Annotated in this window: 13 protein-coding genes; 12 read left to right on the top strand and 1 reads right to left on the bottom strand. The window is 60.4% G+C overall.

Annotated features, from left to right (window positions below; translation table 11 throughout):
- Nucleotides 1–117: 117 nt before the first annotated feature.
- Nucleotides 118–789, bottom strand: coding sequence for an FCD domain-containing protein (locus tag EOB59_RS19025; RefSeq protein ID WP_127807849.1), 672 nt, complete (start codon nucleotides 787–789; stop codon nucleotides 118–120).
- A 202-nt stretch (nucleotides 790–991) separates the two neighbouring features.
- Here EOB59_RS19025 and EOB59_RS19020 point away from each other — a divergent pair, with 202 nt between their 5' ends.
- From EOB59_RS19020 to EOB59_RS18960, 12 genes are all read left to right on the top strand, one after another.
- Complete coding sequence (locus EOB59_RS19020; RefSeq protein WP_127811255.1) at nucleotides 992–1870, top strand: fumarylacetoacetate hydrolase family protein; 879 nt, start codon at nucleotides 992–994, stop codon at nucleotides 1868–1870.
- Nucleotides 1867–2646 (top strand): alpha/beta fold hydrolase, encoded by a 780-nt coding sequence (locus EOB59_RS19015; RefSeq protein WP_128288991.1) that lies wholly within the window; start codon nucleotides 1867–1869, stop codon nucleotides 2644–2646. Before EOB59_RS19020 ends, EOB59_RS19015 begins: the two co-directional genes overlap by 4 nt.
- 51 nt (nucleotides 2647–2697) lie before the next feature.
- The gene (locus EOB59_RS19010) at nucleotides 2698–4026 is read left to right on the top strand and encodes an amidohydrolase family protein (protein ID WP_128288990.1); all 1329 of its coding nucleotides are present in this window, start codon (nucleotides 2698–2700) and stop codon (nucleotides 4024–4026) included.
- The gene (locus tag EOB59_RS19005) at nucleotides 4023–5072 is read left to right on the top strand and encodes a branched-chain amino acid ABC transporter permease (RefSeq protein ID WP_128288989.1); all 1050 of its coding nucleotides are present in this window, start codon (nucleotides 4023–4025) and stop codon (nucleotides 5070–5072) included. The genes EOB59_RS19010 and EOB59_RS19005 overlap by 4 nt, the downstream gene beginning before the upstream one ends.
- Nucleotides 5069–6097 (top strand): branched-chain amino acid ABC transporter permease, encoded by a 1029-nt coding sequence (locus EOB59_RS19000; protein ID WP_127395525.1) that lies wholly within the window; start codon nucleotides 5069–5071, stop codon nucleotides 6095–6097. Before EOB59_RS19005 ends, EOB59_RS19000 begins: the two co-directional genes overlap by 4 nt.
- A gap of 49 nt (nucleotides 6098–6146) precedes the next feature.
- Nucleotides 6147–7394 carry an ABC transporter substrate-binding protein gene (locus EOB59_RS18995; protein WP_128288988.1) on the top strand — a complete coding sequence of 416 codons (1248 nt, stop codon included), beginning with the start codon at nucleotides 6147–6149 and terminating at the stop codon, nucleotides 7392–7394.
- Nucleotides 7395–7435: 41 nt separating this feature from the next.
- Nucleotides 7436–8206, top strand: a complete 771-nt coding sequence (locus tag EOB59_RS18990) for an ABC transporter ATP-binding protein (RefSeq protein WP_128288993.1) — start codon at nucleotides 7436–7438, stop codon at nucleotides 8204–8206.
- Nucleotides 8199–10406 (top strand): ABC transporter permease, encoded by a 2208-nt coding sequence (locus EOB59_RS18985; RefSeq protein WP_128288987.1) that lies wholly within the window; start codon nucleotides 8199–8201, stop codon nucleotides 10404–10406. Before EOB59_RS18990 ends, EOB59_RS18985 begins: the two co-directional genes overlap by 8 nt.
- 81 nt (nucleotides 10407–10487) lie before the next feature.
- The gene (locus tag EOB59_RS18980; protein ID WP_128288986.1) at nucleotides 10488–12677 is read left to right on the top strand and encodes a flotillin family protein; all 2190 of its coding nucleotides are present in this window, start codon (nucleotides 10488–10490) and stop codon (nucleotides 12675–12677) included.
- A 17-nt stretch (nucleotides 12678–12694) separates the two neighbouring features.
- The gene (locus EOB59_RS18975; RefSeq protein ID WP_128288985.1) at nucleotides 12695–13132 is read left to right on the top strand and encodes an SRPBCC family protein; all 438 of its coding nucleotides are present in this window, start codon (nucleotides 12695–12697) and stop codon (nucleotides 13130–13132) included.
- A gap of 9 nt (nucleotides 13133–13141) precedes the next feature.
- Nucleotides 13142–14656, top strand: a complete 1515-nt coding sequence (locus EOB59_RS18970; protein WP_128288984.1) for a zinc-binding dehydrogenase — start codon at nucleotides 13142–13144, stop codon at nucleotides 14654–14656.
- Nucleotides 14657–15789: 1133 nt separating this feature from the next.
- The gene (locus EOB59_RS18960; protein ID WP_164895687.1) at nucleotides 15790–16320 is read left to right on the top strand and encodes a GNAT family N-acetyltransferase; all 531 of its coding nucleotides are present in this window, start codon (nucleotides 15790–15792) and stop codon (nucleotides 16318–16320) included.
- Nucleotides 16321–16556: the final 236 nt, after the last annotated feature.

The following is a 16556-nucleotide window of genomic DNA, read 5'->3' as shown; positions in this document are numbered from 1 at the left end:
CAGCCGGCTGGCTTATCCCGAGGGCTGCCGCTGCTCGCCTTGTCGAACCGGCCCGTAACACAGACTGAGGGGTCGAGGAGACAATCGAATGGCCAGGCACGCTGACTTTGGCCGACTTCAACGTCCCAGAAGGTTCTTCTCGACGGTCCTGAGATGAACCAGCATCGCTGTCTTGGCGCCATCGGGATCGCGACGGAGCAATGCATCTAGAAGCGCCTGATGTTCCTCGCAATACACTTGGCGGCGCTCTTCGGAGAATGACCGCTTTTTCATCTCGAACCAGGGCGACTGGTTTCGGATCGCACGCATGAGATTGTGGATTTCCTTCAAAAAATCATTGCGGCAGCATGCGAACAAACGGTGATGGAATTCCGCGTCCCAATGCTCGAAGGTGGGCATGTCTTGCGACTCGCAAGCGGTCTTGTGAGCTTCGCGAACAGCGTTGAGGTCTGCCGCACTTGCATTGGTTGCGGCAAAAGCCGCGGCAGTTGGTTCCAGCAATTGCCTGATTTCCATCATATCAGCCGGGCTGGTGCCCTCCATCCGCGCCACCGTCGATGCAATCGACAAGGGATTTGTCGCGGTTAGAAATGTCCCACGACCGACGTGGCGAACAACCGTTCCATCACCTTCCAGGAAACCGACGGCGCGCCGCACTGTGTTGCGCGCCACCCCAAACTCGACCGCCAGATCACGCTCAGGAGGCATCCGCCCGTCCTCAAGCCATTCGCCGGATGAAATCCGCTTCTTGAGCATCAAGGCAATATCGTTCGCAACGAGCTTCGGCATATCAAAACTTCTATCTGATCCAATCGTGGACCAATACTATCAGTCATTGGGTGTCCGGTCTAGTAGTTCGAGCCCTTAGATAGGCGTTTTCATCAGATATGCAAAGATTCTTGCACTCAGCCCATTGCCAAGCCCAACCAATCGTGGCTATCGTGTCTTCAAAGGCCACATATTGGCTCATAAAAGGTTCAGGGAGAGAGGCATGAAAATTGCGACATTCGCGATCGCCGGAGAGCGTCGCGTCGGCATCGTCGATCTCGAGAAGCAGACCGTTTCGCCTTTCGATCTACCTGTCGAACAGGCACAGACCGGTCTTCTGGCGCTGATCCGCCGCAACGGTGCCGGGATGCCGCGCACGCTTTCGCCGATCCCGCTTGCACAGGTCGAGATCGAAGCGCCAATCCCGCTGCCGGCTCGCAACATTTTCTGCGTCGGCAAGAATTATCACGAGCACGCGCACGAATTTTCCCGCAGCGGATTTGATTCAAGCGCGGCCGCAGGGACCATCCCCAAGCACCCGATTATCTTCACCAAGGTTCCAGAGTCGGTGATACCGACCAACACCAATGTGTTGATCGACTCCTCTGTATCGACTTCCATCGACTATGAGGCAGAGCTTGCCGTCATCATCGGCAAGGGTGGGCGTGGAATTTCAAAGGAACACGCTTACGATCACGTTTGGGGCTACACGATCGTCAACGACGTCACCGCCCGCGATTTGCAGGGCAAATACAGTCAGTGGCTGATAGGCAAGTCCCAGGACACTTTTTGCCCCATGGGGCCTTGGGCCATAACCAAGGATGAACTCGACCTCGATAGTGCTTCGGTCCGCTGTTTCGTCAATGACGACCTGCGCCAGAACTCGAAGATTTCGCTGCTCATTTTCGATATCCCGACGATCATCTCGACGCTCTCGCAAGGCATCACACTGAACCCGGGCGATATCATTGCGACGGGCACACCAGCGGGAGTCGGTATCGGGTTTGACCCGCCGAGATACCTGAAGGCCGGCGACGTTGTGCGCGTCGAGATCGACGGCATTGGGTCTCTGGAGAACCGCTTCGCGGAGCGTGCGCAATGACGACCGTGACGATCGGACCGATCGTTGCCGAGGTCACCGGCGAAGGGATGCCGGTGGTGATGATCCATGGCCTCGGCGGAACGTCAAATATGTTCCAGCCTCAGATGGCCGCACTTTCTGGATATCGTGTGGTCCGGCTCGATTTGCCTGGCTCGGGGCGCTCGCCAAGGCCGTTCGAGCCTCTGACGATGGAAATTATGAGCGAGGCCGTTGTCCGTGCTATGGACGGCATGGGCGTGACGCGGGCACATTTCATCGGCCATTCGATGGGCACCATCGTCTGTCAGCAGATCGCTGCCAAACATCCTGCGCTGGTCGCTTCGCTGGCATTGTTCGGCGCCTTGGCCGAACCTGCCGAAGCGACACGGCTGGGCCTCGCCAAGCGAGCCCAACTGGCCAGGTCCGGCGGCATTGCCGACATTGCCGATCAGATCGTCGCCAATGCGCTGTCGGCGCATACAAGGGAGACGTCGCTTGCGGCAATCGCCTTCGTGCGCGAGTCGATAACACGTCAGGATCCGGAGTCCTATGCGCGCACTTGCGAGGCACTGGCGAAGGCGGTGGCGGTCGACCCCAGGCGCATTGCGGCCCCTACCCTGTTGGTTACCGGCGACGCCGACACGGTCAATCCGATGAGCGTCGGTCAGGCGCTTGCCGATGGGATCAAGGGAGCCGTAATCTCGTCGCTCGATCGGTGCGGACACTGGGCTACCATTGAGTGCCCCCGCGAAAGCAGCCAGAAGCTCGCCGATTTTTTGCGACGCGTTGATAGGTGAGGACCTGAACAGCGCGTAAAACTGCGCGTTCGAAAGTTGTGGGAGGATAAGATGGCAGAAGACAGCTGGAACGGAAACAGTTCGGGCGGCACGCTCTTCACCAATGTGCGCGTGCTCGACGCGACGGGTGAGTATCCCTACACCGGGGAAGTGCTGGTGCAGGGCAACCGCATCAAGCAGATCACCAAGGGTTCGTCACGTTTTGGCTCATCATCGTCACCGTCATATGGTGGCGGTGCGACGGTCATCGACGGCATGGGCGCGACGCTGATGCCCGGCATGATCGATGCCCATTTGCACCTGTCCTGGAACAATGCGCCCGGCATCGACCCGATCCAGATGATGGAAATCGAAGAGCATATGCTGGTCACCATGGAAATGGCCAAGCTCGTGCTGGACGCGGGCTTTACAGCCGGCCGAGGTGCTGCGGCAGCCAAGCCCAGGCTGGATGTCGTGTGCAAGAAGTTCATCAATCAGGGACGGTTTCCTGGCCCGCGCTACCTTGCAGCTGGACCCGAGATCACCACGGTGGGAGGCCTCGGAGATTCGTCGCCATCCCATATCCCGCATGAAGGTCTCAACCTCGGCATCGTCGTCTCGGGGCCGGAAGAAATCCGGCGCACCGTGCGCCAGCTGATCAAATACGGCGTCGACTCGATCAAGCTCAACCTGTCCGGTGAAAGCATCACCGGCATGGGCGCCGAAGAGACACCGATGTCCGAAGAGGAGGTCGCCATGGCAGCCTCGGAGGCACGCTGCCGCAACAAGGTGTTGTCGGCACACGCGCGCTCATCCGGATCGGTCAAGCAGTGCATCAGGCACGGCATCCAGAACATCTACCATGCCTCTTTCGCCGACGAAGAGGCACTCGACATGCTTGAAGCAGCCAAGGACAAGCACTTCGTTGCGCCCGGCATTGCCTGGCTCATAAACACTGCTCGCCATGCCGAGCAATGGGGCATCAAGCCGGGCTCGCCACTTTCGCTCGAATATGAGCGCGAGCTCGAAATGTGCATCGACACCATGAAGAAGATGCACCGGCGCGGCATCCGCGTCTGCATCGGCGGCGACTATGGTTTTGCGTGGACACCCCAAGGCACCAACGCCCAGGATATTCAGACATTTGTCGAGATGCTTGGCTTCTCGCCGATGGAGGCGATCCAGGCCGGAACCAAATATGGCGGCCAGATTATGTGTATGGGCGACGAGCTCGGCATGATCAAGGAAGGCTATCTCGCCGACCTCCTGCTGATCGACGGCGATCCGATATCAGACGTCCGAATTCTCCAGGACAAGAACCGCATCCTTGCCATCATGAAGGACGGTAAATTCCACAAGGCACCGCGCATCAACGAACAGCGCCGGCGACTGACGGCATGAGCATCCTGGACCGGCCATCTTCGTCCGGGATTTCGGGCGGCGGCGTGTCGCGCCGGCAGGCGTGGGGCCTTTTCTGGCTCCTGGTCGCCGCGCTCGTCGCATGGCTGGTTTTCGCCGTCTGGCCGGATTGGCTCAACGCGATCCTGATATCGAAGAAAGCCTTCGTCAGCGCCGTGCTCAACGGCATCACCCTGGCAGGCCTCTACTTTCTGGTTGCCAGCGGTTTCACTTTGATCTTCGGCCTCATGCGCAACGTCAACCTGGCGCATGGCTCGCTCTATCTGCTCGGCGCCTACATCGGTTACGAAGTGGCGGACCGCACCGGCTACTGGTTGCTGGGGGTCGCCGCCGGCTTCATCGTGCTGGCGGTGATCGGTGTCGTCATGCAGGTCGTCGTCTTCCGTCGCCTGGAGGGTGACGATCTCAGACAAACCCTGGTCAGCATCGGCATCTCCATTGTCGCTGCCGACCTGATGCTTGCCGTCTGGGCCGGCGGCACTTACCAGATCGCTGTGCCGGAATGGCTGGACGGTGCAGTGACCTTGCCGGTCATAACGGCAGTCCGATCCAACGGCGCATCGGTCTTTCTTACTTACCCATTCTATCGGATCGCCGTGCTGGCCGCCGCCATCGTCATTGGCATCGGCCTGTGGCTGATGCTGAACAAGACCCGCATCGGCATGATGATCCGCGCCGGCGTCGACGACCGCGCGATGCTCTCGGCGTCCGGCGTCAACGTGCATGCGGTCTTTGCCATCGTCTTTGCGGTCGGCGCCGGACTTGCCGGCTTTGCCGGCGTCGTTGGCGGATCGGCGCTGTCCGTCGCGCCGGGCGAAGACATTCGTTACCTGCTGGCCTCGCTCGTGGTTGTCATCGTTGGCGGGATGGGCTCGATATCAGGCGCAGCCATAGGCGCGCTTCTCATTGGTCTGGCCGAGCAACTCGGCCTCGTCTACTTCCCGACCTATGGCGTCGTGCTGACCTTCATCATCATGGTCGTGACACTTGCGATCCGGCCGCAAGGCATCATGGGCAAATCACGATGACCATAAGCCTCCAATCCACGCCCGTCGCAACCCAGCCAAACTGGCTGGACAAAATTGGCGCGGGCCACATTCTCCTCGGCATCGCGCTGGTTCTGTATCCGTTGGTGGCGTCGGATTTCTTCCTGACGCAGATCGGCGGCTACTCCTTGATCTTTGGCATGCTTGGGCTGTCGTTGATGATGCTCGCCGGCTACGGCGGCATGGTCAGCCTGGCTCAGATCACCGTTGCCGGCATCGCTGCCTATTGCATCGCGATCTTCGGCGACAACAACAGCCATCTTCTTGGCTTTGGCTGGCCGTGGTGGATTGCAGCCCCGGTTGCGATCCTGATCGCGGCGATCGCCTCGTCCCTGATCGGATGGATATCGGTCCGCACCGAAGGCATCTACACTATCATGATCACGCTGGCGATTGCCACCGCCACCTTCTACTTCGCGCAGCAGAACTACGCGATCTTCAATGGTCATTCGGGCTATGCCGGCATACGCGCCCCAGCTTTCTGGGGCGTGAACTGGCGCGATCCGAAGGCGTTCTATTACCTGTGCCTTGGGTTCTCGGTGCTCGCCTATGCCGCGATCCTCTACGGCTCCAGGTCAACGTTCGGGCTGACCCTGCAGGCGATCCGTGACAATCCGCGCCGGATGCGCGCTCTGGGCTTCAACGTCACCGCGCACAAGGTGTTCGCCTGGTTCCTAGCCGGCATCATAGGTGGCTTGGCCGGTGTGCTCCTGGTCTGGTTCAACGGCCGCGTCTCGCCCGGCACCATAGGTGTGGACGCTGCAATCGATGTTCTGATCATCGCTGTCATTGGCGGCCTGCGGCATCCGATCGGGCCGTTCCTTGGCGCCCTCGTCGTCGTCCTGATGCAGACGTTCGCGATCGATCTCGTCGGGGCCGAGCGTTTCAACACGCTGATCGGCCTGGTCTTCCTGGTGATCGTTTTCATTTCACCAGACGGAATTCTTGGGTTGTGGGCAAAGTTCAAGCCCAACTTTTCTCAGGAGTCCTTGCGCCCCGGCCTGTGACGGCCGGGCGGAATGAACTGCATAACTCTGTCAATCAAGGGAGGAAATAATGAAGATGCACAGACGCACATTACTGGCTTTGGCATTGGCGAGCGGACTGACCGCTCCGTCCTTGGCTCTCGCTGCTGACGACACCATCAAGATTGGTCTGCTTGCGACCTTCGAAGGGCCCTTCACGGTGCTTGGCGAAGATAGCGAGCGCGGCGCAATGACTGCCGTGGAAGAGGTCGCCGGCACCGTGGCCGGCAAAAAAATCGAGATCGTCAAGGGATCGTCCGATGCGTCGCCCGACAGTGCGGTGCGCGCAGCCCGCAAGCTGGTCGAACAGGATGGCGTCAAGGTCCTGATCGGTCCGCTTTCCGGCGACGAAGGTCTGGCCGTCAAGGACTACGCCAAGACCCAACCGACGGTCACGTTCCTGAATGGCGCCTCTGCTGCCCAGGACACGACTTTCCGGGATCCCGCGCCGAACTTCTTCCGTTTTGGAACCGATGGCGCGCAATGGATGGCAGGCCTCGGCACCTACGCCTACAAGGACAAAGGCTACAAGAACGTTGCGACCGTGGCGGAGGACTACTCCTTCCCCTACACGCAGGTGTTCGGCTTCATGGCCGAGTTCTGCAAGGCAGGCGGGCACGTGCCATCGAAGTCCTGGGTGCCGATCGGCAACAAGGATTTCTCATCGGTCATCGCTGCCATCCCCGACAATGTCGACGCAATCTATGTGGCACTCGGCGGTGCAGATGCCGTCAACTTCCTCACTCAATACCAACAGTCCGGCGGTGCAGCCCCGCTAGTCGGAGGCTCGATCACGGTCGATCAGACGGTGCTCACGGCCAAGGGCAAGCTGCGGGACGTGCTCGTTGGAACGCCTTCGGCCGGTCCGACGGCCGATACAAATGACACCCCTTCCTGGACCAAGTTTGTCGAGGCTTACAAAAAGCAGCCAGGTGCATTCCCGTCGCCGTCGCTGTTTGCCCATGCCTACTACATCAACATGAAAGCCGCGCTGCTTGGCCTCGACAAGGTCGGTGGCGATGTGTCGGATGGCGGTGCGAAGCTCCGCGAAACCCTTTCGTCGCTGTCTTTCGAGACGCCGACGGGCAAGGTTTCGCTCGACAAGAACCGCAATGCGATTGCCGACATCTTCCTGACGGAGGTGACTGAAAACGAAGACGGGACGCTGTTGAACAAGCTGATCAAAGTGGTTCCGCAGGTAAACCAGACACTCGGCATCGCTGAAGCGGACTTCACGGCGCTGGGCGCGGTGAGCCGCGACAATCCGAGCTGCCCATAATCGGTCGAACGCAGGAGCGCGCGCCAGTGGCCGAGAATGACATGGCTTCCCGTCTGCAAGGAACCGGTGCTTACGCACTGGAACTGGACGGCGTCGCGCGTCACTTCGGTGCTCTGGTGGCGCTCTCCGGCATCAATATGAAGATCGCGGCCGGTGAACGGCGCGCGGTCCTCGGCTCCAACGGCGCGGGCAAGACGACGCTTTTCAACGCGGTGACCGGCGACTTCTTGCCAACCGCCGGGCGCATCCGTTTCTTCGGCGAAGACATAACCGATCTGCCCCCACATGAACGCATCAGGCGTGGCTTGCGGCGGACCTACCAGATTTCGCAGCTGTTCAAGGGGCTGTCGGTTCTGGATTCGATCTTCCTGGCGTGCCGTGGAGTGTCGCGCCGCCGGTTCTCATTGCTTCGGCCGCGGTTGAATGACGTCAACAGGGTTCAGGCCGAGTCGATCCTCCACGCCGTGCATCTGGACGGCGACCGCGACGCGTTGGTGGCGACGCTAAGCCATGGTCAGCAAAGACAGCTGGAGATCGCTCTGGCGCTCGCCGGCGCACCGCGTTTCATACTGTTCGACGAACCCGCAGCCGGTCTGTCGCCGACAGAGCGCCGTGATCTGGTTGCGATCCTGAACGGCCTTCCCAAGCACATCGGCTATGTCATCATCGAGCATGATCTCGACGTGGCGCTTCGTGTCTCCGAATATGTCTCGATGATGCACAATGGCCGACTGTTCAAGGAAGGCACGCCCCAGGAGATCGAGGCCGATCCTGAGGTCCAGGAAATCTACCTTGGAGGCAAGCATGGCTGAGCGCGCCGCTTCCTCAGGCAAGGCAGTTCTCAAGATCGAGGACCTTCAGGTCTACTATGGCCAAAGTCATGCGCTGCAGGGCGTCTCGCTGACTTTGGAAACCGGCGTGTTGTCGGTCGTCGGCCGCAATGGCATGGGCAAGACGACACTGTGCAACACCATCACTGGCCTGAAGCGCGCACAATCCGGTTCCATTCGAGTCAACGGTCGAGAGATATCATCGCTCGAACCGCACGAGATCCACCGCCTCGGCGTCGGCTACGTCCCGCAAGGCAGGCGAGTCTGGCCAAGCCTGTCCGTGGATGAGCATTTGCGGATGTCGTCGAAACGCGACGCCAACTGGACGGTCGAGCGTGTCTACGAGACCTTTCCGCGCCTGGCGGAACGCAAGAGCAATGGCGGCTCTCAACTGTCGGGTGGCGAGCAGCAGATGCTGGCCATTTCGCGTGCGCTGCTGAGCGACCCTAAACTGCTGGTCATGGATGAGCCGACCGAGGGGCTGGCGCCGGTCATTGTCGAACAGGTCGAGCGCATGCTCGTCAGCCTGGCGGAAGAAGGCGAGATGGCGATCCTCGTCATCGAACAGAATATCGGTGTTGCAACGGCGGTGTCGGACCGCGTCGCGATCATGGTCAACGGGCGCATCAACCGGGTCATGGAAGCCTCGGCTCTTGCTGCCGATCGCGACTTGCAGCAACGCCTGCTCGGCGTTGGCCGCCACTCCGATGAACCTGCTGTTTCTCCAGCCGCGATTGCCGAAGCGCAAGAGCAACTGGCGGAGGTCTACCGCATTGATCGGGCAGGCACACGCACAGAGCCGGTGGTTCAGAATGGGGTCTTTCGTCCGGTCACTGAGCTGCCAAACCGGTGGAACGTGCCGGTTGCAGCCATGCGCCAAGCGGCAGTCGAAAAACACAATCCTCGAGACGAACTGAAAAAGGTCTTCGCCATCCCCTTCGCCGAGCGGATCGGCCGCACCGTTCTTGTCGCCGGAACGTTCGACACGAAGGCGAAGGAACTGCGGTTCGTGGCCGATCGTCTGAAATCGCTGGGGATCCCCGTTCGCACAGTCGACCTCTCCACCTCGGGAAGACCGTCGAGCGCGGACGTTCCCGCTATGCAGGTCGCAGGCATGCATGCGCGAGGATCGGCGGCGGTGTTTTCGAATGACCGCGGTAGCTCGGTCGCGGCAATGGCCGAGGCCTTTGCCCGCTGGATCGAACGCGAGCCACGCCTCGGCGGTGTGATTTCAGCCGGCGGCTCAGGTGGAACGACTATGGCCACCGCCGGTATGCGCGCCCTGCCGGTAGGCATCCCCAAACTGATGGTGTCCACTGTCGCAGCCGGCGACGTCGGCAAATATGTCGGTGGCGCCGATATCATGATGTTCCACTCGGTCGCAGATGTTCAGGGCCTCAACTCGATCACCGAGGCCGTCCTGGGCAACGCTGCGCACGCTATGGCGGGTATGGTCGCACAGTTGCCTTCCGGCGAAGCCTGGGAGGCCAAACGAAAGCTGGCACGTCCGGCTGTCGGCATCACCATGTTTGGCGTCACCACGCCCGCAGTGCAAGCCGTGACCAAACGGTTGGAAGCGGATTATGACTGCCTGGTTTTCCACGCGACAGGCATTGGTGGCCGGGCCATGGAGAACCTCGCCGATTCCCGAATGCTGTCGGCCTTCATCGACCTGACCACGACGGAAATAGCCGATATGGTGGTCGGCGGCGTGTTCCCGGCAAGCGATGATCGCTTCGGTGCGGCGATACGCACGGGCTTGCCCTATGTCGGATCCACCGGCGCGCTGGACATGGTCAATTTCGGTCCGCGGGACGGTGTTCCGGAGAAATTCAAAAGCCGGAAGTTCGTCGTCCACAATCCCAACGTCACCCTGATGCGTACCACCAGGGACGAAAACAGGCAGTTCGGCGAATGGATCGGCGCGCGGCTGAATTCCATGAACGGGCCTGTGCGCTTTCTCCTGCCCGAAGGCGGCGTCTCGATGCTCGACGCACCCGGCCAGCCATTCCACGATCCGGAAGCCGACAATGCGCTGTTCGAGGCGATCCAGAAAACCGTGCGCCAGACCTCACTGCGTGTGGTTCAGCGGGTCCGATCCAACATCAACGATGCGCCATTCATCGATGCGGTGATCACTGCATTCCATGCAATCGGACCGAAACTGCAGAGGCGCGCATGACCCGATCTGCAGTTCGACAGCTTCAAGAAAATCAAGCCGGTCGGCTTCGGTCGATCGCATCCTGTTTGGGAGGGTAGAAAAATGGCCGCGCAGACTTTTGGCACGTTCCTTTTGTGGTTGATCGTCGCAGCGATCATCGTTGTGATTGCTGTCTATATCCTGCGATGGCTGTATCGCCGCTCCACCAAGGAAACTGCGTTCGTGCGAACCGGTTTCATGGGCGAGAAAGTGGTCGTCAATGGCGGCGCTTTCGTCATACCTGTCCTGCACGAAATAACGCCCGTCAACATGAACGTGCTGCGCATCGAGGTGCGTCGCGAAGACGCTCATGCGTTGATCACCAAGAACCGGATGCGGGTCGACCTGATCGCGGAATTCTTCGTGCGCGTCGGAGCAAGTCGCGAATTGGTCGCCACTGCCGCGCAGACACTTGGTCGGCGCACATTGCAGCCGGAAAGCCTGCGCGAATTGTTTGAGGGAAAATTCGCCGGCGCCATGCGCACGATCGCTGCGCAGATGAGCCTGGAGGAAATGCACGAGTTGCGCGGCGACTATGCGGCCAAGGTGCGCACGCTTGCCTCCGAATCGCTAGCCGCAAACGGCCTCGAACTTGAGAGTGTCGCTATCGTCGACCTCGACCAGACCAGCCTTGAGTATTTCGATCCGTCCAACGCTTTCGATGCCGAGGGTCTGACGCAACTGACGGAATCCATCGAAACTCGCCGCCGGATGCGCAACGAGATTGAACAGCGCACCCTCGTCGATATCCGCAACCAGAACCTCGATACGCAGCGCAAGGTGCTCGAGATCGACCGTGACACCGAATATGCGCGGCTTGAACAGGAACGGGAGGTCGAAATCCGCCGTGCCTCGCAGCGTTCTGAGTTGGCCATCGAGCGCGCGCTCCGCGACCAGGAATCCGAACAGGCGCAGCTGTCATCGCGCGAAGCCGTCGAGAAATCGCGCCTCAATCAGGAACGAAACATCACCGAGGAGCGCATCAAGAGCGAAGAGGACACGCAGCGCCGTGAAATCGCCCGCCGGCGGTCCCTCGACGAGACCGAGATGAAAATGCGCGAACTGACAGAGCGTGAACAGATCGCCCTGGAATTGGCCCTGGAAAAGGCTCGCATCGAGCGCGAAGGTGCGCAGAGCGGACTGGAGATCGAGCGCAAGAAGGTGCTCGAGATCGCGGAGCTTGAGCGCCAGATCGCGTTGGCGGAGAAGGCGCTGGAGGTCACGAAGGCAGAGGCTGAAAAGCGCCGCGCGGAGATCGTCGAAAACCAGGCGACGGAAACCGCGCGCATCGCGCAGGAGCGCGCCATTGACGAGGTGAGGATTGCCCGCGAGCGTCACCTCGAAGCACTGCAAATTGCAAAGCGCCAAGCGTTCGAGGAAGCCGAGATTTCTGCCGGCGAAGAGGTGGAACGCGCCCGCATCACCACCGAGCGCGGCATTGAGGAGGCCCGCTTGATCAAGGATCGCGACATGCGCCAGCTCGGTGTCGATCGCGACCAGAAGATCGAGATCTCCGAGATCCAGAAGGCTATCGACATCGCCAAGAAAACACAGGAGCGTTCGTCCGCGATCGCCGCATCGGAAGCCGTTCGTGCAAAGGCCATTCAGGCAGAGGAACAGGCCTTCACCGCCCGTGAGCGCGAGATTGCCGAGCGCCGCAAGCTGACCGATCTCATCGGCGCCGCCCGGGAAGCCGAGCGCGATGCCCTGCGCATCACCTCGGCCGCCGACGCCGAGATGAAGGCGGCCAAGAGCCTGGCGGAAGCGCAGAAGATCGCTGCTGTCGCTTCGGCGGAAGCGCAGAAGATTCATGCGCTGGCCGCAGCCCAGCGCTACGAGGTCGATGCCGCAGGTCACAGGCAGCTCAACGAGGCCGAGAATCTGCTTTCCGATGAAGCCCGCGCCGGGCGCCTGCGCGGCAAGTTGCTGGACCATATGGAAGGCATCATCCGCGAGAGCGTCAAGCCGATGGAGAAGATCGAAGGCATCAAGATCCTGCATGTCGAGGGCATCAACGGTGGCCAGGGCGGCAGCCGCAACGTCACCGACGAGGTCATCGATTCAGCGCTGCGTTACAGGGTGCAGGCGCCGATGATCGACAATCTGATGAAGGAGATCGGCATCGAGGGCGGATCGCTCGGCCGCATGACGGACGTTTTGCGAGACGCCAAGGACATAGCCAGCCTCAGCCGCGACAAGAAAGGCAAAGCAAAGAGCGGCAAGGAAACCGACGATGACGATCGCGACCAGTGAAGCCGTAGGGTCACCCAATGCCGAAGATCTATGTGTCGTCGACGATCAATGCGCCAGCTGTGGAAGTCTGGAAACTTGTCCGAAGCTTCAATGGCTTGCCAAGCTGGACGCCGTTCGTAGCGGAGAGCCGCATCGAACAGAACGCGCATCCGGACCAGATCGGCTGCATTCGCAATTTCACGCTGAAGGACGGCGGCCGGATTCGGGAGAAACTGCTGGCTCTGTCTGACTACGACCTCTCCTGCAGCTATGCGATGCTGGAGAGCCCGATGGAAGTCGAGAACTACATAGCCACACTCTCCCTGACCCCTGTCACCGACGGCAACATGACGTTCGCCGAGTGGCAGGCCGAGTTCGACTGTGCCCCCGACCGGGAAAGCGCATTGGTGCAGCAGATCGGCACGGGCGTATTCCAGAGCGCCTTCACAGCGCTCAAACAGCGCTTCGCGCGCTGACATCGACGAATGGTCAAGGTTTGCCAGAGTACGATCATCAACGCGCCTGTCGAGGACGTCTGGTCTGTTCTGCGCGATTTCAACGGTCATGAACGCTGGCATCCGGCAATCTCCTTCAGCGAGATCGAGGGCGGTGATGCGGCCGATGCGATCAGCGCGGTGCGTCATTTCAGGCTTATGGATGGCAGCGAGCTGCGCGAACAACTCCTGGCCTTGTCCGACAAGGACCGGCGGCTGAGCTATTGTCTGCTGGAAGCGCCGTTGCCGTTGATGGGGTATGTCGCGTCGATCCGGCTGAAGCCGGTGACTGACGGCAACGCCACCTTCTGGGAATGGTCCTCGGAGTTCCATCCGCCGGCGCATCGCCGTGATGAACTGGTCAAGCTGGTCACCGAAGACATCTACCAAGCCGGTTTTGAATCCGTTCGCCGGCTCTTGAACGGAAGGCCGGTTGCCGGACCAACCAGGACCACGTCAGAGCAACCAGTGGCGCGGTTGATCCCCGAGATGCGCCAGCTGGAGCCGCCTGGAGCCAGCGCCCAGGGCACACGGACCAAGGCAATCCTCGTCGAGCGACACGGAGGACCGGAGGTTCTGCGGCTTGCGGAGATCGGCTTGGCGCCGCCATCGCGTGGCGAGGTCCAGATCCGTCACACATTCATTGGGGTCAACTTCATCGACGTCTATTGCAGGACCGGCTATTTCGATCTCCTGCAGCCGCCAGGCGTTCCAGGCATGGAGGCCGCAGGCGTCATTGCAGCGGTCGGCCCCGAAGTTTCGGGCTTTTCAGTCGGCGACCGGATTGCTTACGCATGCCCGCCGGTCGGCTCATACTGCGAACGACGCAACATGGCACCGGACCTTTTGGTTCACTTGTCGGACGATATTGCCGATGAAACTGCCGCGGCAGGTCTGTTGAAAGGCATTACCGCGAGCTTGCTGCTCCACGACGTCTATCCCGTGAAGCCCGGGTCCTTCGTGCTCATCCATGCGGCAGCTGGCGGGGTCGGCCAGTTGCTGATGCAATGGGCACGCCATCTCGGCGCGACGGTGATCGCCACCGTCTCGAGCGACGACAAGGCCCGGATCGTGGAACGCCTCGGCGCCCATCACGTGATCGTCTACTCCAGAGAGAATTTCGCCGAGGCCGTCATGCGTTTGACCGAAGGCAAGGGCGCAGATGTCGCCTATGACGCCGTCGGCAATGACACGTTCGGTGGATCGTTGGCCGCATTGGGTATCCGTGGCCATCTCGTCAGTTTCGGTCAGGCCTCGGGACCTGTGGGAAATTGGGACATCGGTAGGTTCTCTTCGAAGTCGATCACCATTTCCCGTCCGAACTACGCCCATTACACGGACAGCCCCGAAAAGCTTGGTCCTCACATCAACCGGTTTTTCGCAGCTTTGCGCCAAGGTGTGATCAAGATCGGCGCGCCCAGGCAATATGATCTGGCACGGGCTGCCGACGCTCATCGCGACCTCGAGGCTAGGAGGACAACCGGGGCACTTGTGCTGAGGGTGTGATAGTACTGCCCCCCGGTGCCTTCTGCAGGCGCTCTCAAGGTCCGCTTCTGACGAACGTCGAGTTGGGCTTTGACGACCTTTATTAGGCGCAAGGCCGCCGTTCACCTCTCCTTCTAGTCAGCGCTCCGGCCAGCAAAAAAGCGTCGAGGCCCCAACAGAGTGAAAATCGGTATTTCACATTGACGCGCAACCAGGTGATGAAGGTATGCCGCAGCTCATCATCGGCGACCGCAACAGCACCGGCCGCAGCGCCCAGCAGGAATGCAACGAGAGTTTCCTGAGCGCTCGTGCTGGGCCGTCCCGAGCGCCCAGCCAGGTGCTTGGACTTGCGGTTCGATAGCGCGCGAAGTGTGAGAAGCCGCGCGAGAAGAGCCCGGACCGCCGCGAGAATCCGGGACGCTGGCGGAAATTTCGCCGAACCGCGCCCGAAACAGACATCCGTTGCCACATTGTCGTCGTAACTTTCCGGTGGTGAGCATGAACGCCAAAGCGCGACCTCCTCCTAGGGCAAGCCCCCTCAGCTCCCTGCCGGTGGGGCTTTTCACATATTGAGACCTATATTTGTTGGCTCAAAGCATTGGTCATTGATGTGGTGGCAGCGCGCCTGGGCAGAGGAACTTGTCTTGAAGGCGAGTGAGACGCGTGCGATTAGCGAAACCCTTACGAGATGGTCACGCCGGAGATGTCGCCCAAGCACTCTTCAAGGCTGCTCGAAAGAGCATCCCAAAACGGCCAACAAGGATATCGCCAGAGCGGCGTTCTACTCGATTATTGCCAATGCGGATCAGGAAACCGTCAAGGTCAGGAACCTGCAGGCATTCGCTCTCGCTGAGCGCCCCGGCCGGAGAATTAAACTAGGACAGTCAGCGAATTCTGTAGGCTTGATCGTCTGCGGGAATTGGAGTGGCGCAAGCATTGGTCAACGGGGTTCCCTGCCGCGATCGCACCATAACGGCACGCCCACGAATCGGCCATTTAGGATAGGCGGCGGGCCTGAGCGTCCGCTTGGCCGGCGTCGAGACCCATAACTCCCAACCCTTGGCGCCGGCCGCCCTCTATGAACACTGCCTTGCGAACGCGTTTGCATTGCGTAATGTTCAGCCGGGGCAATGGATTTCACAGGGGTTGGGCACGTGGCGAACGCCGATATTACACAGATCGACGCGGCAGGTCTGAACCGGGTCCGGGATCTGGCTCTGATCATCTGGCCAGCGCACTATGCGCCGTTGATCGGCGCCGACCTGATCCCACCAATGGTAGCGGACATGTATTCGCTTAACACGCTTGGCGCGGACATGCGCGAGCGAGGCCACCTGTACTGGATCGCCTCGGTTGACGGGAAAGATATTGGCTATGCGTCGGCCTACTTGAAAGACGGGCGGCTGTGGATCAAAAAGCTTTACCTGCTGCCGTCCGTTCGGGGCATGGGGCTGGGAAAGCAGCTTATCGCGACGATCAGAGACCATTACGGGAGGCAGCACCCGCAGGCCCTCTACGTAAGCGATCGCAATGAGACAGCCATCGCGTTCTACAAGTCGCAAGGCTTCACCGTCGAGAGCTTGGAGCCTGTGCAGATGGGCCCTTATCATTTCGAGGATTATGTGATGGTACGCCCTGGAGAGATTGCCTTGCCCCAGTCTCGTCAGGACGTGCCGACCTACTGAATGGCGCAGTAGCCAACCCCCTTTTGACCCCGTTACCAGCTATCCGAACAAAAGGGCTACAGGTGCACTTCGCGGAGCCCGTTCGTTTTGCCGCTACTCGTGTCCGTTTCGTGCGTCGTGATGACGATCAGGTAGGCGGGCCGGTCAGCGGGCGTTTGGGGCTGATCGGCAGAAAGTCGGACCGGCGCCCTGGTGGCCGCCTGGCGTCAGATTGACCGATGGGCCAAAAAATCGTT

The sequence above is a fragment of the Mesorhizobium sp. M7A.F.Ca.MR.176.00.0.0 genome, from assembly GCF_004023165.1.
In the GTDB taxonomy this organism is placed as follows: Bacteria; Pseudomonadota; Alphaproteobacteria; order Rhizobiales; family Rhizobiaceae; genus Mesorhizobium.
The sequence above is the reverse complement of the archived record's forward strand: the minus strand, read 5'-3'. Positions and strand labels throughout refer to the sequence as shown.